At 54.5% G+C, this 15,067-nt stretch carries 17 protein-coding genes; 12 read left to right on the plus strand and 5 right to left on the minus strand.

Annotated features, from left to right (window positions below; genetic code table 11):
• Nucleotides 1-67: 67 nt before the first annotated feature.
• From ACR0IP_RS08295 to ACR0IP_RS08305, 3 genes are all read right to left on the minus strand, one after another.
• Nucleotides 68-394 (minus strand): potassium channel family protein, encoded by a 327-nt coding sequence (locus ACR0IP_RS08295; RefSeq protein WP_170377193.1) that lies wholly within the window; start codon nucleotides 392-394, stop codon nucleotides 68-70.
• A gap of 84 nt (nucleotides 395-478) precedes the next feature.
• Complete coding sequence (locus ACR0IP_RS08300; protein ID WP_480524927.1) at nucleotides 479-2,092, minus strand: mechanosensitive ion channel family protein; 1,614 nt, start codon at nucleotides 2,090-2,092, stop codon at nucleotides 479-481.
• On the minus strand, nucleotides 2,089-3,414 hold the full coding sequence (locus ACR0IP_RS08305; protein WP_170377189.1) for a mechanosensitive ion channel family protein: 1,326 nt from the start codon (nucleotides 3,412-3,414) through the stop codon (nucleotides 2,089-2,091). Before ACR0IP_RS08305 ends, ACR0IP_RS08300 begins: the two co-directional genes overlap by 4 nt.
• 372 nt (nucleotides 3,415-3,786) lie before the next feature.
• Here ACR0IP_RS08305 and ACR0IP_RS08310 point away from each other — a divergent pair, with 372 nt between their 5' ends.
• Both ACR0IP_RS08310 and ACR0IP_RS08315 read left to right on the plus strand, forming a co-directional pair.
• The gene (locus ACR0IP_RS08310) at nucleotides 3,787-4,119 is read left to right on the plus strand and encodes a DUF1254 domain-containing protein (RefSeq protein ID WP_480524929.1); all 333 of its coding nucleotides are present in this window, start codon (nucleotides 3,787-3,789) and stop codon (nucleotides 4,117-4,119) included.
• Entirely contained in the window at nucleotides 4,120-4,293 is a 174-nt protein-coding gene (locus ACR0IP_RS08315; RefSeq protein ID WP_170377185.1) for a hypothetical protein, read from the plus strand.
• 181 nt (nucleotides 4,294-4,474) lie between these two features.
• Here ACR0IP_RS08315 and ACR0IP_RS08320 read toward each other — a convergent pair whose 3' ends face one another.
• Nucleotides 4,475-5,386 carry a LysR family transcriptional regulator gene (locus tag ACR0IP_RS08320; RefSeq protein ID WP_480524931.1) on the minus strand — a complete coding sequence of 304 codons (912 nt, stop codon included), beginning with the start codon at nucleotides 5,384-5,386 and terminating at the stop codon, nucleotides 4,475-4,477.
• A 113-nt stretch (nucleotides 5,387-5,499) separates the two neighbouring features.
• Here ACR0IP_RS08320 and ACR0IP_RS08325 point away from each other — a divergent pair, with 113 nt between their 5' ends.
• Together ACR0IP_RS08325 and ACR0IP_RS08330 are read left to right on the plus strand one after the other, a co-directional pair.
• A complete protein-coding gene (locus ACR0IP_RS08325; RefSeq protein WP_480524933.1) occupies nucleotides 5,500-6,435 on the plus strand; it encodes a VOC family protein in 936 nt (311 codons plus the stop codon).
• Nucleotides 6,436-6,449: 14 nt separating this feature from the next.
• Nucleotides 6,450-7,070, plus strand: a complete 621-nt coding sequence (locus ACR0IP_RS08330) for an alpha/beta hydrolase (protein ID WP_170690357.1) — start codon at nucleotides 6,450-6,452, stop codon at nucleotides 7,068-7,070.
• On the opposite strand, the gene ACR0IP_RS08335 is transcribed toward ACR0IP_RS08330, so the two are convergent.
• Nucleotides 7,032-8,006 (minus strand): LysR family transcriptional regulator, encoded by a 975-nt coding sequence (locus ACR0IP_RS08335; protein ID WP_170680872.1) that lies wholly within the window; start codon nucleotides 8,004-8,006, stop codon nucleotides 7,032-7,034. The two genes, ACR0IP_RS08330 and ACR0IP_RS08335, sit on opposite strands and share 39 nt — an antisense overlap.
• Nucleotides 8,007-8,119: 113 nt before the next feature.
• On the opposite strand from ACR0IP_RS08335, the gene ACR0IP_RS08340 reads away from it, so the two are divergent.
• From ACR0IP_RS08340 to ACR0IP_RS08375, 8 genes are all read left to right on the plus strand, one after another.
• Nucleotides 8,120-8,881, plus strand: a complete 762-nt coding sequence (locus ACR0IP_RS08340) for a pirin family protein (protein ID WP_170377175.1) — start codon at nucleotides 8,120-8,122, stop codon at nucleotides 8,879-8,881.
• Entirely contained in the window at nucleotides 8,878-9,132 is a 255-nt protein-coding gene (locus tag ACR0IP_RS08345) for a DUF1427 family protein (protein ID WP_068333920.1), read from the plus strand. The genes ACR0IP_RS08340 and ACR0IP_RS08345 overlap by 4 nt, the downstream gene beginning before the upstream one ends.
• Nucleotides 9,133-9,162: 30 nt before the next feature.
• On the plus strand, nucleotides 9,163-9,867 hold the full coding sequence (locus ACR0IP_RS08350; RefSeq protein ID WP_480524936.1) for a hydrolase: 705 nt from the start codon (nucleotides 9,163-9,165) through the stop codon (nucleotides 9,865-9,867).
• 132 nt (nucleotides 9,868-9,999) lie between these two features.
• A complete protein-coding gene (locus tag ACR0IP_RS08355; RefSeq protein WP_480524938.1) occupies nucleotides 10,000-11,733 on the plus strand; it encodes an amidohydrolase in 1,734 nt (577 codons plus the stop codon).
• Nucleotides 11,734-11,757: 24 nt separating this feature from the next.
• The gene (locus tag ACR0IP_RS08360; RefSeq protein WP_480524940.1) at nucleotides 11,758-12,066 is read left to right on the plus strand and encodes a GNAT family N-acetyltransferase; all 309 of its coding nucleotides are present in this window, start codon (nucleotides 11,758-11,760) and stop codon (nucleotides 12,064-12,066) included.
• The gene (locus ACR0IP_RS08365; protein WP_480524941.1) at nucleotides 12,050-13,660 is read left to right on the plus strand and encodes an MFS transporter; all 1,611 of its coding nucleotides are present in this window, start codon (nucleotides 12,050-12,052) and stop codon (nucleotides 13,658-13,660) included. Before ACR0IP_RS08360 ends, ACR0IP_RS08365 begins: the two co-directional genes overlap by 17 nt.
• Nucleotides 13,657-14,559 (plus strand): efflux RND transporter periplasmic adaptor subunit, encoded by a 903-nt coding sequence (locus ACR0IP_RS08370; RefSeq protein ID WP_480524943.1) that lies wholly within the window; start codon nucleotides 13,657-13,659, stop codon nucleotides 14,557-14,559. The genes ACR0IP_RS08365 and ACR0IP_RS08370 overlap by 4 nt, the downstream gene beginning before the upstream one ends.
• Nucleotides 14,560-14,614: 55 nt before the next feature.
• On the plus strand, nucleotides 14,615-15,067 hold the full coding sequence (locus ACR0IP_RS08375; RefSeq protein WP_170690344.1) for a (2Fe-2S)-binding protein: 453 nt from the start codon (nucleotides 14,615-14,617) through the stop codon (nucleotides 15,065-15,067).

A 15,067-nucleotide genomic window follows, 5' to 3' on the forward strand; every position in this document is an offset into this window, starting at 1 on the left:
ACGGTTTGAAATGCGCAGACAATCTAATGCCTGCGCACAAACTCGATTGGACGAAACCAGGTGCAGTTTATTCGTCTGTTTTCTTGTCGTCTTGGGATAAGATCGTATCAGCCACGGTGGTCGCAGCAGTCACAAAAACGCCCAGCCCTACAATGATGTAAAACATTGTGAAGATTTTCCCCACTGCGGTTTCAGGTGAAAAATCACCAAACCCTACGGTCGAAATTGTAACGACAGAAAAGTAGATTGAGTCGAGCCAACTCCAACCTTCTACAAAGTGGTAAAAGACCGAGGCCCATAAAATCATTCCGACCGTGAAGGCCAAAAGGCCTTTCACTCTGCCATCCTTAAAGGCGGTTCGGATGCCTCTGGTGATTCTGGTAAGCGCGTTCATTGGACTACCTTAGCAACTAACACATAATTACATAGCAGTTTTAGAATTTATTATGAATCGCGTATCGCCGTTTGGCTAAAGACCCTATTCAACTTCATGAGCAAGCCTGCCGTTCCATTCTTCTGTCGAAACTTTGGGTTCAGGCGGATCTGCTATGTAGGACGGCGTCATGATCTGTGTTCCGTTTTCATTGAACACTTCAACTATGTTCTCACGAAGATCAGACAGGATTTTGGGCAAGCTCGATCCACGCGACGTATACGCATTGATCTCATAATTGATCGCGTAGTCAGCCAGTTGCGTCCAAAGGACAAAGGGCTCCGGCGACTTTTTCAAGCCTTGAGTTCGAAGCGCTGCCTCCACAAGCATAGCTTTGATTTTCTTCGGAGGCTCCTCGTATCCGATCCCGACTGAGGTGTGAACCAGCAGTCCTCGCCCATCCACTTTGCGCGAGTAATTCACAACCTCGGAATTTAACAATTGCGAGTTTGGAATACTAATCATCTCGTTTTTTATCGACTTGATGAGTGTTTCCATCAGTTTGATTTCGGTGACATCCCCTATCTTGTCGCCGACCTGAATGCGATCGCCAATGTTGGTACTGCGTCTATAGATAACAAACAGGCCCGCCATCATATTTGAAACAACCGTGTTTGACCCGAGCGAAACCATGATACCTGCGAGAATGGTCAGACCCTGAAAAGCTCGTGAATCAGACCCTGGAATGTAAGGGTAAGCGAATACGAGCGCGATCACGATGATCAATGCCCTGACCAGCATTTTTGTAGGTGCAATCCAATGGTCTTCAAAGTCCTTAATCTTGAAAGCACCATTCTCGAGGTTTTCAAAGAATAGATCGATGCCACGAATGGCCATTCTTGTAACAGCGGCAATGATGGCGAGCATGATCAGGTTTGGAATGTAGCTCATGATTGCCAAGACAACGCTGATGAGCGGCTCACTGACATACTTCAAAAGGATTTGAGCAATACCCTGTGTTTCGGCGAAAGAAAGCAGGACCAGAGAAAGATAGTAGTAGAAGAAGAACAGAAAAAGGACCCACATCAAGACGTGAATTGAATAGACGATGATCGACGCGATAGCCCTGCTCCTTAAGATGGACTTGGTGGCTTCCTCGACGCCTTCCGCCCTCTTTTCCAAGATTTTTCTTATGTATTTCAATAACTTTTTACGTTTTGCAAAAAACCCATACGAAGCCAAAGCAAAGATTACCGTCCAAGCAAATGCCGCCATGGCACTGCCCACTCTGCCCTCATTGGACCGACCTTCTCGGTATTGGAGGATTGCTGCCTCGATCGCTTCGGATTGAAGCCCAGCAAGAACCTCAATGGCCATTTGTTCGTGTTCAGCGTCTGCTTGCGTGGTGATCGAAACCATTTGTCCATCCGCGCGGATTAATTTTCCGAACTCGGCATCCGAAATCTGCATCTGGACCGTGTTTCGTTGAGACGCATCTGCGACCTGAGCAATTCGTTCCTCAATTTTTGCCGCCCTTTCAATGGCAGGCAACGCGCTCGATCCTCGAACCACGAACAACTCCGAGCCGTCGATAACAACCGGCGCTATGAACTCGGGATCGTCTCTTTCTTCGGGTGCAACGAGGATCTCCTCGGACTGGGCAAACGCGACATTGCACAAGAGAAGAAATGATACGAACCAAACTGAAAAAGCTCTCATGAGTTTGCTCCTTCCACAGGTATCAAGTGAACATCCCGTTGTGGGAACGGGATCGAAATACCCTCTTCGTCAAACCGCTCCTTTGCTTGACCCGTTAGGTCCCAATAGACTGTCCAATAGTCGTCTGATTTGGACCACGGTCGGCAAAAGATATTGACAGAGTTGTCACCCAACTCGCCCACAAATACTTCCGGCTCCGGCGTCTTCAAACACAGCGCATGTTGGGCTACCAAGTCTTTCAGAACGTCAATTGCCTCGGCAGCGTTGTCCGAATAGGCGATGCCAAAAACCAGATCGACCCGACGTTCTTCAGATGCGCTCACATTGGTGATCACATCCCCCCAAATCTTGCTGTTTGGCACCACTATGATCTGGTTGTCAAACGTTCTGATTTTGGTCGAAACAACTGACATCTCGTCCACAAAACCTGATGAGCCCCCTACCTGAATATAGTCGCCGGTATCAAACGGCTTGAGAACCATGATCATTAAACCGCTTGCAAGGTTGCCCAAAGTTTCCTGCAAAGCGAAGCCGAGAATAAACGACAAACCGCCAAGCACCGCAAACAGCGGCGTGACGTTGACTCCGAAAAGAGCTAAGACGACGAGTATGCCAAGCACAAAGACAACCCAGTAAACCGTTGTGGCTATGAAGCGCTTGAGCATCCTGGAAATCGTCGGGATTTTGCCCAGGCCGCGTTCGGTGATCCGTCGCATCATTCTTGCGACAAACATCATGGCCCAGACAGCCAACAAAACGCCCAAGGCGGCCATCAGCACGCCAACGCCGCCATCCCAGGAAAACAGCCAAGTCCAGGCGTTCTGAAAAAGTGTTTGAAGATCGGTTGTCTTAAGAGCGCCAGCTTTCAAGGCAAGAATATAGTCGGTGTGAGGCTCTAGTTCTTCCGCCTTTGCTCCCTTCAAAGTCCAGGCTTCAAGCACCAGTCGGTAGTTGTTCAGAAAATCTGATCCAGATTCACTTAAGGAAGACAATTGAGACCGCAAGCTAGCCTCTTGCTCTCCGCTTGCTGACCGAAGCTGAAGGTTGATTTGCGCGACGTCTTCGAGTTGCGATCGCACGTAACCCTGCCAACTACCTGCGACGTCGGATAACTCTTCCGCCGTTAACGGGACGAGCAGGATTTCCAAGTCATCTGCCGGGATTGTTTTTTCAACCACCTCTTCCAACAAGTTGTTGTTTTCCAGCACAACAACTTCCTGCTCAGGTTCAGTGACTTGAGCGACAACAGGAAATCCATTCGACGACACCGCAACGCACCAAAGTAATAACCAGACCAGTCTAAATCTGCTCAGTCGTTTCATTTGAAGTCCCCTACTCCTATAGCGCTTGAGGAGAGCATAGGAGGACCCATCAAATCTAGACTTATGTTTATTTTTGCATGTTTAAGTGCAAGTAACGACTTCGCTAACCCCGCCTCGTGGTAGAAAATGGCAGTCACTCCAATTCGCCGATGTTACTGCATTCCGAGTATAGAAAATTCATTTTTGCAGCCGTTCTAAGGTCGACCCAAAAAGGGAAAGGGCTTCATCTGATTTGGACAATTTTGGAAAGATTTCCTCCATGATGCGCTTGAAAGATATCACAATTGCAAAGGCACTTGCTTTCGGCCTAGCTGCTACAAGAACCGCCGATGAAGTGAGTTCGATCTAGCGAATGCCACCACTGCCGAGCAGATGACCTATCATCGAGCTGCCGACACAGCCGTTTGGGCGATGCCGCTGATGAATTTCAAATTTTATCGTGATGCACTTGCCAATGCATGGGTTGGTTCCAATGACATTGGGTACAATTCAGAAGCCCAGGATTGGCGTTTCCAGACTGCAACACCGAATAACACGACGCCCTACTTACACGCTTATTGGACTATCGAAGACGGCCCGATCGTTATTGAAATGCCTGCGTCCGAAGAGGGTATCGGAATCTTCGGCACAATTGTGGATGCATGGCAATGCCCTCTGGACGACGTCGGCTCCAACAGTCGGGACCGCGGTTCAGGAGCAAGGTAAATGCTGGTGCAGCAGGGATACAACGTCCCTCCGCTTCCGAACACTCTGGTCTATGAACAGGACACAAACTTCAGCTTTGCCGTGCTTCGTCCGATCCTTGCCGGCGGCGCCACCGAAGAAAACCTTGCGAAAGCCTCGGCGCTGACCAAACAACAAAGTTCACCCGTTGTCTGAAGCAGGCGGTAAGGTGTCAACTCAGTATGTCGACGTTTACGCGGTAAACTTGGAAATGACGACCGTGATGGGTGGCGGCATTTATGACCATAAGCACCCCCATTTCATGTTACCGTAAGCAGTGTCGTTCAATCTGACTTGCCCTGCGGAGAACCAGCGCCAATTTGCAGCCCAAATGGCTTCAAACTTGTGTTTCCAGGTTCGGGTGGTCCTGCACAAATTTTTCAAAGTACTCGGCAAACGTTCCGACGATCGGTGGGAGTTGTTCGTATGGGGGGTAGTACAGCGTCAACCATAACGACGTGATAGACCAGTTTGACATGACCTGTACGACTTGCCTGCCAGCTAATCCCTTGTCAATAATGAAATCCGGTAGAACACATATGCCCTTTCCTGCGACCGCAAGAGCGTAGAGAAAGTCTCCATTGTTGGAGATTATCTTTCCGCCTGCTTGAACTGAAACGTTGCTACCTGCATGCGAGAAATCCCAAGTTTCCGAGCGGCCTTGCGCGCTGTAAGACATCAGAAAGTCTGGATTCAGATCGCGCGGATGATCAGGCCGGGGTATGTGTTCAAACAGAGATGGCGCAGCAATCATATGCCGCGGAACTTCGCACAGTTTGCGCCAAATTGTCGATTTGTCGGTAGGCGGGCCCGATACACGTACAGCGAGGTCGCAGTTTTCCTCAATCACATCAAGTAGGGTGTCGGTGAAGTTGATCTCGACTGAAATATTCGGATAGGCGAGACGAAACCCCGAGATCACTTGCGGCAGCAACGTGACGCCCAGCGATACCGGCGCGGTCAGACGTAGATGGCCCTTGTCAGGTTGGTTGGCCCGTTGAAGACTGCGTGTGACCTTTTCAAACCCCTCCAATAGCGGTCTGTACTGCGCAAGGACAGTCGCTCCGGCGCTGGTTAGTGAAACTTGCCGTGTCGTACGCACCAGAAGCTGTGTGCCGAGGTCTCTCTCAAGCTGCGCTATGATGCGTGTTGCTGATGCCGGCGCGATGCCCAGTTCGCGCGCTGCTAGGGAAAAGCTTTTCAGGTCTGATACGGCGCGCAGAACGCGGATGGGCTTCAGCTCGATCATCTCAGTTCAATAATTCCGTTTTCGACAATAATAAAGCCTCATAGTTGTCTATTAACTTTAATAATCGATGCGCCATCTTTGATGCAAGTTGAACACTCGCCAAGGAGCGGAACATGATCAAAGACATCAAAGGGCTGCACCACGTCACTTCGATGGCTGCGGACGCCAGCACCAACAACGCTTTCTTCACCAACACCCTTGGCATGCGCCGAGTGAAAAAGACGGTCAATTTCGATGCACCTGAGGTGTATCACCTCTATTACGGGGACGAGGTTGGAACGCCGGGCTCGGTCATGACCTATTTTCTTTTTGGTCAGATGCCAAAGGGACGCAGAGGTGCCGGCGAGGTAGGTGTGACCGAGTTTGCCATCCCCACAGGTGGTGTCGAATTCTGGAAACAACGTCTTGCATCTGAGGGCGTGACTGGGCTGACCGATGGCACGGCCTTCGGAGAAAAACGTCTGTCCTTTGACGGCCCCGATGGCGACAGCTTTGCCTTGGTCGAGTCTGATGCGCGGGGTCGGGCAGCCTGGACCCAGGGCGGTGTTCCCGATGAGGCCGGGATTCTTGGGTTCCGGGGCGCTCGGTTCTCTCTGAAGGATGTCGATGCGACGGGTGAACTGCTGACCTTCATGGGATACCAGAAGGCTGAAACCGAAGGTGACGTCACTCGCTATGTGATCGAAGGGGGCAACGCTGCAGACACGATCGATCTGCAGCAGCTACCGTCAAGTTCCCCGACCGCTGGTCAGGGCGCTGGGTCCGTTCATCATATCGCTTTTGCCGTCGACGACCGCGCCGCGCAACTGCGTGTTCGGCAGGCCTTGCTGGATACAGGCTATCAGGTCACGCCGGTTATCGACCGTGACTATTTCTGGGCGATCTATTTCCGCACGCCGGGTGGTGTGCTGTTTGAGATCGCTACCAACGAGCCCGGTTTTGACCGCGATGAAGACACGGCCCATCTGGGTAAGGCGCTTAAGTTGCCTACCCGCTACGAGCCACATCGCAGCAAGATCGAAAGTCTCCTGCCCCCACTTGCATCATGATTTCAGAGGTTGAAATGTCCAAAGATCTCTATCAGGCGCTTGTGCATGCGCCGCAACCCGCCCGTCCGCTGGTCTTTGCCTTTCATGGCACCGGAGGGGATGAGCATCAGCTTGTTGAATTGGCCGGCACTCTTGTTGCTGGCGCCGGGGTCGTATCACCACGCGGCGATGTCTCTGAAATGGGGGCCGCGCGGTTCTTCCGCCGCACGGCCGAAGGAGTGTATGACATGGAGGACCTTGCGCGTGCGACAGACAAGATGACTGCGTTCATCGAGGCCCATCGCGCGTCTCATCCCGGTCATCCGGTCTATGGCTTCGGCTATTCGAACGGGGCAAACATCTTGGCGGCGGTCCTTCTAAAACGCCCTGACTTGTTCGAGCGGGTCGGCCTTTTGCATCCGATGGTTACGTGGGAACCGAACGCGCATCCTAAGCTGGTGGGGCGGAAAGTTCTGGTGACCGCCGGACGACGCGACCCAATCACGCCATGGCCAATGACGGAACGCCTTATCAGTTGGCTTTCTGAACATGGTGCCGAGGTCACTTCGGACGTCCATGAAGGCGGACACGAGCTGCGAAACTCTGAACTGACGGCTTTAGCCTCCCACTTCAACGGGAATGTCGGCCCCGGGTGAAGGTTCACGCATTGCATTCAACGTAGACAACACGGCGGCTTCTTTGCGCGCCCAGGACATGAACTCATGAATATGCTCTTCAAGTTCCCGGCCCGGGTGGCAACATATGAAATAGCTGAACCCGGTTTCCACCACCGGGCCGAACGGGCAAACAAGCCGACCGTCCGAAAGCGCGGAATAGACCAGCAGCGACCCGCAGAGCGCGACACCCGCGCCTGCGATCGCAGCGTCCACAATCTGGCCACCCGGAGGTCTTTCGAACCGCATGGCTTTCGAAGGATCAACCGCATTCGGAAGCCCGGCGTGTTGGCTCCAAAGAACCCAACTGGGAACCGACCCGTCCAGCATCGGCGTTGTATCGTACAGAACATGCGCGGCCTTGATGTCGACAGGGGACTTTATGTCGAACGCGTCGAGCACACCTGGGCTGGCGACCACCAGCATCAACTCCCGGTGAAGCAACTCCGTATAACGGTCCTCTGGCGGTTCGCTGGTGTATCGAATTTCGATATCGGCGGTCGCGTGGGTTTTGTGGTCCGAAGGGTTTTCAGACTCAATGTGGACCTGAACGTCGGGGTGGTCCTTGGTGAACTTGTGCAGCCTTGGCAAAAGCCACTTGCTGATCAACGCATTGCTGGAACTGATGCGCAGTTTGGGCGTCTTCTTGGGTCGGACCTCATCGACGACCTGACGGATCTGCAAGAACGCTTCGCTGATCGTTGGCTGCAAGCGCTGCCCTTCCGGTGTCAGATGAATCGCACGGGTCTTTCGCACGAACAAAGCCACCCCAAGGTCGGCCTCCAGCGCCTTGATCTGCTGGCTAACCGCACCCGGCGTCACCGAGAGCTCATAGGCCGCTTCCTTGATCGAGCCGCGCCGCGCCGCGGCCTCAAAGGCGCGCAAACTTAGCAAGGAAGGCAATCGGGACAGCGGCATGGCAATTCAGAAAAACAGTTTAGCCTAACTAATGCATACCCGCAGAACTTCTGCGTTGTCGAGTTCAAACTACGCCCCACATCGAAGAACAACAGAACTTGGAACTGAGAGAAATGATCAAGATTCACGAAAAAGCATCGCGGGGACGCACGCAAAACGGATGGCTGGATAGCTATCACACGTTTTCGTTCGGCCAGTTCCAAGACCCGACGCGCATGGGGTTCGCCAATCTGCGCGTGATCAACGAAGACGGCCTGATCCCAGGTGGTGGTTTTGCGGCGCATGATCATGCGGATATGGATATCATTACACTGGTTCTGGATGGGCAACTGCGCCACGAGGATGATCAGGGCAATGTCGCCAGTATAAGCGCAGGAGAAGTGCAGGGAATGTCGGCAGGCACTGGCGTGCGTCATTCCGAATACAACGGGTCCACGTCGGAGCCCGCAAAATTCCTGCAAATCTGGCTGATCCCGGATCAGGTAGGTGGTCAACCTGCATACACACAAGCCTCGGTTCCGAACGAAGGGGATGTCCTGCTCGCTGGACCCGCCACATTGCACCCTTTGATCCCGTTGAGATCAAGGGCGCGACTGACGCTTCGTCGGTTCACCGAAGGACAAGAACTTGCGCTTTCTGCAAATGGCGAAAGTGACCGCTTCGTTCATCTGCTGGATGGCCTTGCCTATGCCGAGCACGAACGTCTGAGCGCGGGTGACGGAGTACAAGTTCCGCGATCTGAACAGGTCACTATGCAATTGCACACTGACGGGGCTGCGCTGGTTTTCGATATGCCAAGCCCCGTGGCAAGGAAAGAACCTAAAATCCTCAAAATCAGATCAATCGAACCAGAATTGCAAGGAGACCCGACGTGACTTGGCAACCATATCTCATATCGCTCGCAGCGGGCCTCGGGATTGGGGTCATCTATGGCCTGATCGCAGTCCGCAGTCCCGCCCCGCCAATCATCGCGCTTTTGGGCCTCTTGGGTATGCTCGCCGGAGAAGCTGCAGTGCAATGGATCCGAGGTCATTCCGACGCTGTGTCACAGGCCCTGCATCTGAAATCCTTCGCCGTCACGCAGGCTGAAGAGACGAGCCAACCAACCAAACCCAAAACCCTTTAGCCCCATCTAACCTCAACAAAGGAATGAAAAATGTCCAAACTTGAAGTCCTTACACCTGAGAACAGCCAGATCATCTTCATCGATCATCAGCCGCAGATGGCGTTCGGCGTGCAGTCGATTGATCGTCAGACGCTGAAGAACAACACCGTTGCCTTGGCCAAAGCCGCCAAGATCTTTGACGCGCCCACTATCATCACCACGGTCGAAACGGACAGTTTTTCCGGGCACACCTATCCTGAACTTCTGGATGTAAACCCACAGGCGCCTTTGCTGGAACGCACGTCCATGAACTCCTGGGACGATCAGAAAGTCCGGGATGCACTGGCACGAGGAGCTGCGGAAGGTCGCAAGAAAATCGTTGTCTCGGGTCTTTGGACCGAGGTCTGCAATATCACCTTTGCGCTGAGCTGCATGGCCGATACGGACTACGAAATTTACATGGTTGCGGACGCGTCGGGCGGTACGTCGATTGATGCCCACAAATACGCGATGGACCGGATGGTTCAGGCCGGAGTCGTCCCGGTGACCTGGCAGCAGGTTCTGCTGGAATGGCAGCGAGATTGGGCGCGCCGCGATACCTACGATGCTGTCATGGACTTGGTGCGTGAACACTCCGGCGCCTACGGCATGGGCGTCGATTACGCATACACGATGGTCCACAAGGCGCCATCGCGCACCCTCCATACTGGACCAACGCTGGAAGCGGTGCCCGCCGGTAAAGTCGCCGCAGAATAGTCTGTCGCGCAAAGCCCGCTCGGTCCCTTCATCCCTCCCCATGAAACCGAGCGGGAGAATTTCCAAACCTCTCTCAATCTGTGCCCCAGCAGTAGGCACCGACAACTCCCGCTTTGCCAAAGGATGAGCACCATGGCCGCCCCAGACACGATACTCTTCAACGGCAAGATCACGACAATGGATCCCGACAGGCCCGAAGCAGCGGCCGTGGCAATTTCAGGGGATCAGATCACCGCCGTTGGAACGGACAAGGACATGCTTGGGCTTGCGGAACCCGAAACCGAAACCATTGATCTGGGCGGCCAGCGTGTAATTCCCGGCCTGATCGACAGCCATACGCACATCATCCGACAAGGCAACAACTTCGCCATGGAGCTGCGCTGGGACCACGTTCCGTCGCTTGCCGACGGTCTGCGCATGCTGAAGGCTCAGGCAGAGCGTACTCCTGCCGGGCAATGGATCCGCGTGGTTGGTGGTTGGTCTGTTGATCAATTCGCCGAAAAGCGGTTGCCGACGATTGATGAGATCAATGCGGTCGCGCCAGATGTGCCTGTCTACGTGTTGCACCTCTATGATCGGGCGTGGCTGAACAAAGCCGCCCTGCGTGCAATCGGCATCGACAAACACTTTTACGAGCCCTTTGTCTCAGGACGTCTGGAGCGGGACGATCAGGGCAACCCGACTGGTCTCGCGATGGCGCGCCCCAACGCGCAACCGCTTTACGCGTTGTTGGATATGGCCCCCAAGCTGGATTTCGAACAGCAGGTCACCTCGACCAAGCACTATTTCAAGGCGCTGAATGGTCTTGGATTGACCTCGGCTTTGGATTGCGCGGGTGGGTTCCTGAACTATCCAGATGACTACGGCGTCATCACCGAGTTGAACAAACGCGGCGAGCAAACCGTGCGCATCGGCTATCAGCTTTTTGCGCAGCGTCCGATGTTTGAGCTGGACGATTTCAAACGCTGGAATGACATCGTCAAGCCAGACGAAGGAAACGACTACCTGAAATGCGTGGGCGCGGGCGAGATGCTGGTCGCGTCTGCCTATGATTTCGAAGATTTCAGCTACCCACGCCCCGATCTGCCCAAGCGGATGGAGGGGGACCTCAGGCCGGTACTCGAGTTTCTGTTCGAAAACCGCTGGCCGATCCGTTTCCATTGTACTTACGAGGAAAGCGCCCACCGGTTGCTGAGCCTTATTGAGGAGGTCGGTCGTGACAAAGGGTTGGAAGAGCTGAACTGGATTTTCGATCATGGTGAGACGATCTCAGAATCCACCATGGAATGGGTTGCCCGCCTGGGCGGCGGGATCAGCTATCAAAACCGCATCGCTTTTCAGACCACAGCCTATCGTGACCGTTACGGTGAAGACGCCCTACGCGAGGTCATGCCGGTCAAGAAGATGATGGCGTCGGGTGTGCCTCTGGCTGCTGGCACGGATGCGACGCGGGTGTCGTCCTATAATCCGTGGTTGGCCATTCACTGGGCCGTTTCTGGCAAAGGTCGTGGCGGAGACGTCATCTGGAGTGCAGCGAACCGCATGGATCGGCACGACGCGCTGCGTCATTGGACCGCCGCCGGGGCTTGGTTCAGCCGGGAAGAGGGCAAGAAAGGTCAGATCAAAGCGGGGCAATGGGCGGATATCGCCGTGCTCGACCGGGATTATTTCTCGATCGCCGAGGATGAGATCACCGAAATCGAGGCCGACCTGACACTGACGGGCGGCACGATCGTGCATGCCAAGGCTCGATTTGCGGCGCATGCACCTACCCCTCTGCCGGAGCTTCCCGATTGGTCACCCGTTCCAATTTTCGGTGCACCCGGCGCTTCGACGCAAAGCCAAGGCAGCCTTGCCGCTGAATAGCGGCAAGACCTTAGGAGATTTCCCATGTTGGACGACCAAAAGCTAAAAATCACTTACAGCGAAAGCGATACAAAAGCGCGGTATGGCGCTTCGGTGTCCGGGATCGTGAGCGAGGCAGAACTGACACTGTCAATAGTTACGCCCAGCCTCGTTATCGCCGACCACACGTTTGTCCCGGAAGAGTTGCGTGGTCGCGGCTTGGCTCGGACCTTGGCCGCGCAACTTGTGGCGGACGCGCGCGACAAGGGTCTCCGCATTGTGCCTCTTTGCCCGTTTGTGCGGTCCTACGCCGAAAGAAACCGCGAGGAGTTGGCAGATGTCATCCAGTGGTAGTATCGCGAAACCAACACCTGCGGCATCAAACTCGGCTTGGGCCCCGTTCAAACATCGGGCGTTTGCGCTTCTTTGGGTAGCGACCCTAATCTCTAATGTCGGCACTTGGATGCATGATGTGGGCGCTGGGTGGCTGATGACGACGCTCAACTCATCTCCGGCGGTTGTCTCACTTGTGCAGGCGGCAACAACCCTGCCAGTGTTCATCTTCGCCTTGTACGCTGGTACGCTGGCGGACCGGTTGGACAAACGTAAGCTGTTGATCACAGTGAACGTGGTGCTTCTGGTACTGGTTTCGGTGCTAACCGTGCTGGTTCAGCTTGAACTGGTAACACCGACGCTCCTGATCCTGTTCACGTTGGCCATCGGAACTGGCACGGCTTTCATGGCTCCGGCCTGGCAAGCGATCGTGCCAACTCTGGTGCCGCGTGACGCGTTGCAGCCAGCCATTGCCTTGAATTCAATGGGCATCAACATCAGCCGCGCGATCGGCCCTGCTTTGGCGGGCGTTTTGATTGCATCTGTCAGTTTGGCAGCCCCCTTTGCAGTCAACACGGTCAGCTATCTCGTGATCATTGGCGCTCTGTTGATGTGGAAGCACGACGTCGGCATTTCGAAGACATCTCAGCCTATGTTCAACGCGATGATGACCGGCATGCGTCACGTCGCACATAACAGCCCGCTCAAGGCTACGTTGATCCGATCCTTTGCCTTCTTCATCTTTGCCTCTGCCTATTGGGCTCTGCTGCCACTTGTCGTCCGGACAATCGAAGGTGGCGGGGCGACGCTGTATGGATTGTTGCTGACTTTGATCGGTGCAGGCGCTGTTGCGGGTGCTTTGACACTTCCGCAGTTCCGCGCGAGGCTTGATGCAAGCACGACAGCAGCAGGCGGCACCATCGGCACGGCCGTTGCCATGGCTGTTCTTGCAACAGCGACAACCCCTCCACTGGCCTATATCGCCGCATTGTTGGGTGGCTTTAGCTGGATTGCCGTTCTCACCACGTTCAATGTGTCGGCGCAGACCGCGCTGCCCAATTGGGTCAGGGCCCGAGGATTGTCTGTGAATCTGATGGTTTTCTTCGGGTCCATGGCGTTTGGATCAGCAATCTGGGGCCAGGTGGCAACGTCAACATCTGTTTCAGTCACCTTGCTGATCGCAGCAGGCGGTTTGATCGTCGGCTTGCTTCTTACGCGCAAGTTTCAGCTTGGTCAGGGCGAAGATCTGGAACTGACGCCCTCTATGCATTGGCCTGCGCCGCAAGTTGCCTTGGAAGAAGACGGCTTGGCATCCCGCGGTCCTGTCATGGTCGAAGTTGAGTATCGCATCCGACCCGAGGACGAAGCTGCGTTCCTGTCCGCGATTCAAGAATGGTCAGGCGAGCGCTGGCGCGACGGAGCCTATGAATGGCGCGTTTTCCAAAGCGCAGAAGAGCCTGAGCTATGGGTCGAAGCGTTCATGGTTTCTTCCTGGGAAGAACATGTGGCCCAGCATGAGCGTGTGTCACATCAGGATCGGGACCTTCAACAGACTGTCGCAGCCTTCGACATTCGTGAAAGCGGGCCCGTCGTTCGCCATCTGATCGCACCATGATGAGAGTGTTTGTGGTGCTATCGATTTTGGTCACCCAAAGGCGCATTCTTTCGGCCACAGTCTTTGCGGCTCTGTTCTGGGCCCATGCGCCTGAGCAGGCATCTGCGGTTGGAGCGGAGTTTGAAGGCCGTATCGAAGCAGTCGACCGATCGGACGTTTATAGCCGGGCGGAGGGCATCGTCGAAGAAGTGCTGGTTGAGCAAGGTGAGTATGTCCAAGCGGGCACGCCATTGCTGCAGCTTCGAAACGATCTGGAGAAACTGGCGGTCGATGCCGCGAGTGCAGAGTTGGCCAAAGCCGAGGCTCTGTTGCTTCAAGCCCAAGATAGGTTGGCCCGCGCCGCCCAACTCTCAACGCGTGGAGCGGCAACAGAGGTTGCTTTGTTGGACGCTGAAACCAATCTAGCTTTGGCTGAGGCTGAAAGGACCTTGGCGGAAACCGAGTTGGAGATCGCACAAACCAACTACGAAGACACCCTCATACGTGCGCCGATCTCGGGAAATGTTGAAGACCCGCGTGTTGGACCGGGTTCGCTGGTTGAGTTCAATTCCGGCGACCCGCCCCTGTTTCAACTCGTAAATCTGAACCGCCTCCGCGTTGTGTTCGAGCTTCCCTATGCCCAATGGGTTTCAGGGTTGAACAGGACCAATACGCGCTCAGAGGAGTTATCAAATTCTGGCTGGTTCCGTGTTGAAACGGAAATTGGTCGGGTTCTGGCTGATGCAATTCCGCTCACCGGATCGGCGGTTTGGTTCGATGAAAACAGCGGAAAAATTCGCGTGTGGGCAAATCTAGAAAACCCCGACCAAACGTTGCGACCGGGAATGAAAGTTCGTGTCACGCCCTTTGTCCAGCCAGTCACAGGCGCCGAGCAGGACCACTCCATGGTCAGGCCATGACGAAATCCACCCCACAAGACCCCCTCAACATCAGGCATCACAAGGACTGTTCCAAATGATCAAATTCGAATTGAACGGCCGACCCGTAGAGGTTGATAACCCCCCTGACGAAATGTTGCTGCTGGTCCTTCGAGATACGCTCAAACTCAAGGGTACGAAATACGGGTGCGGTGCTGCCATGTGTGGAGCCTGCACGGTGCATGTGGATGGTGTGGCGAGCTTCGCGTGTCAGATGTCGGTTAGCGACGTGGAGGATGCGCGAGTCACGACGATCGAAGGGTTGTCCGAAGACGGCTCGCATCCTGTTCAGAGGGCCTGGATCGAAGAGCAGGTTGCCCAATGCGGCTATTGCCAGTCGGGTCAGATCATGCGCGCGGCAGCACTTCTGGCGGACAATCCATCCCCGACGCGCGAAGAAATCGTCGATGAGATGAGTTCGAACTTGTGTCGATGCGGAACGTACAACCGAATTTTCAAAGCCATCGAACGCGCAGCCAGGGAGGTTTGA

Source organism: Ruegeria sp. AL11 (assembly GCF_056540865.1).

Bases quoted from the DNA above. Each gene is read 5' to 3' on its own strand.
- ACR0IP_RS08295 (WP_170377193.1), bottom strand. From the start codon at position 394: ATGAACGCGCTTACCAGAATCACCAGAGGCATCCGAACCGCCTTTAAG.
- ACR0IP_RS08300 (WP_480524927.1), bottom strand. From the start codon at position 2,092: ATGAGAGCTTTTTCAGTTTGGTTCGTATCATTTCTTCTCTTGTGCAAT.
- ACR0IP_RS08305 (WP_170377189.1), bottom strand. From the start codon at position 3,414: ATGAAACGACTGAGCAGATTTAGACTGGTCTGGTTATTACTTTGGTGC.
- ACR0IP_RS08310 (WP_480524929.1), top strand. From the start codon at position 3,787: ATGACCTATCATCGAGCTGCCGACACAGCCGTTTGGGCGATGCCGCTG.
- ACR0IP_RS08315 (WP_170377185.1), top strand. From the start codon at position 4,120: ATGCTGGTGCAGCAGGGATACAACGTCCCTCCGCTTCCGAACACTCTG.
- ACR0IP_RS08320 (WP_480524931.1), bottom strand. From the start codon at position 5,386: ATGATCGAGCTGAAGCCCATCCGCGTTCTGCGCGCCGTATCAGACCTG.
- ACR0IP_RS08325 (WP_480524933.1), top strand. From the start codon at position 5,500: ATGATCAAAGACATCAAAGGGCTGCACCACGTCACTTCGATGGCTGCG.
- ACR0IP_RS08330 (WP_170690357.1), top strand. From the start codon at position 6,450: ATGTCCAAAGATCTCTATCAGGCGCTTGTGCATGCGCCGCAACCCGCC.
- ACR0IP_RS08335 (WP_170680872.1), bottom strand. From the start codon at position 8,006: ATGCCGCTGTCCCGATTGCCTTCCTTGCTAAGTTTGCGCGCCTTTGAG.
- ACR0IP_RS08340 (WP_170377175.1), top strand. From the start codon at position 8,120: ATGATCAAGATTCACGAAAAAGCATCGCGGGGACGCACGCAAAACGGA.
- ACR0IP_RS08350 (WP_480524936.1), top strand. From the start codon at position 9,163: ATGTCCAAACTTGAAGTCCTTACACCTGAGAACAGCCAGATCATCTTC.
- ACR0IP_RS08355 (WP_480524938.1), top strand. From the start codon at position 10,000: ATGGCCGCCCCAGACACGATACTCTTCAACGGCAAGATCACGACAATG.
- ACR0IP_RS08360 (WP_480524940.1), top strand. From the start codon at position 11,758: ATGTTGGACGACCAAAAGCTAAAAATCACTTACAGCGAAAGCGATACA.
- ACR0IP_RS08365 (WP_480524941.1), top strand. From the start codon at position 12,050: ATGTCATCCAGTGGTAGTATCGCGAAACCAACACCTGCGGCATCAAAC.
- ACR0IP_RS08370 (WP_480524943.1), top strand. From the start codon at position 13,657: ATGATGAGAGTGTTTGTGGTGCTATCGATTTTGGTCACCCAAAGGCGC.
- ACR0IP_RS08375 (WP_170690344.1), top strand. From the start codon at position 14,615: ATGATCAAATTCGAATTGAACGGCCGACCCGTAGAGGTTGATAACCCC.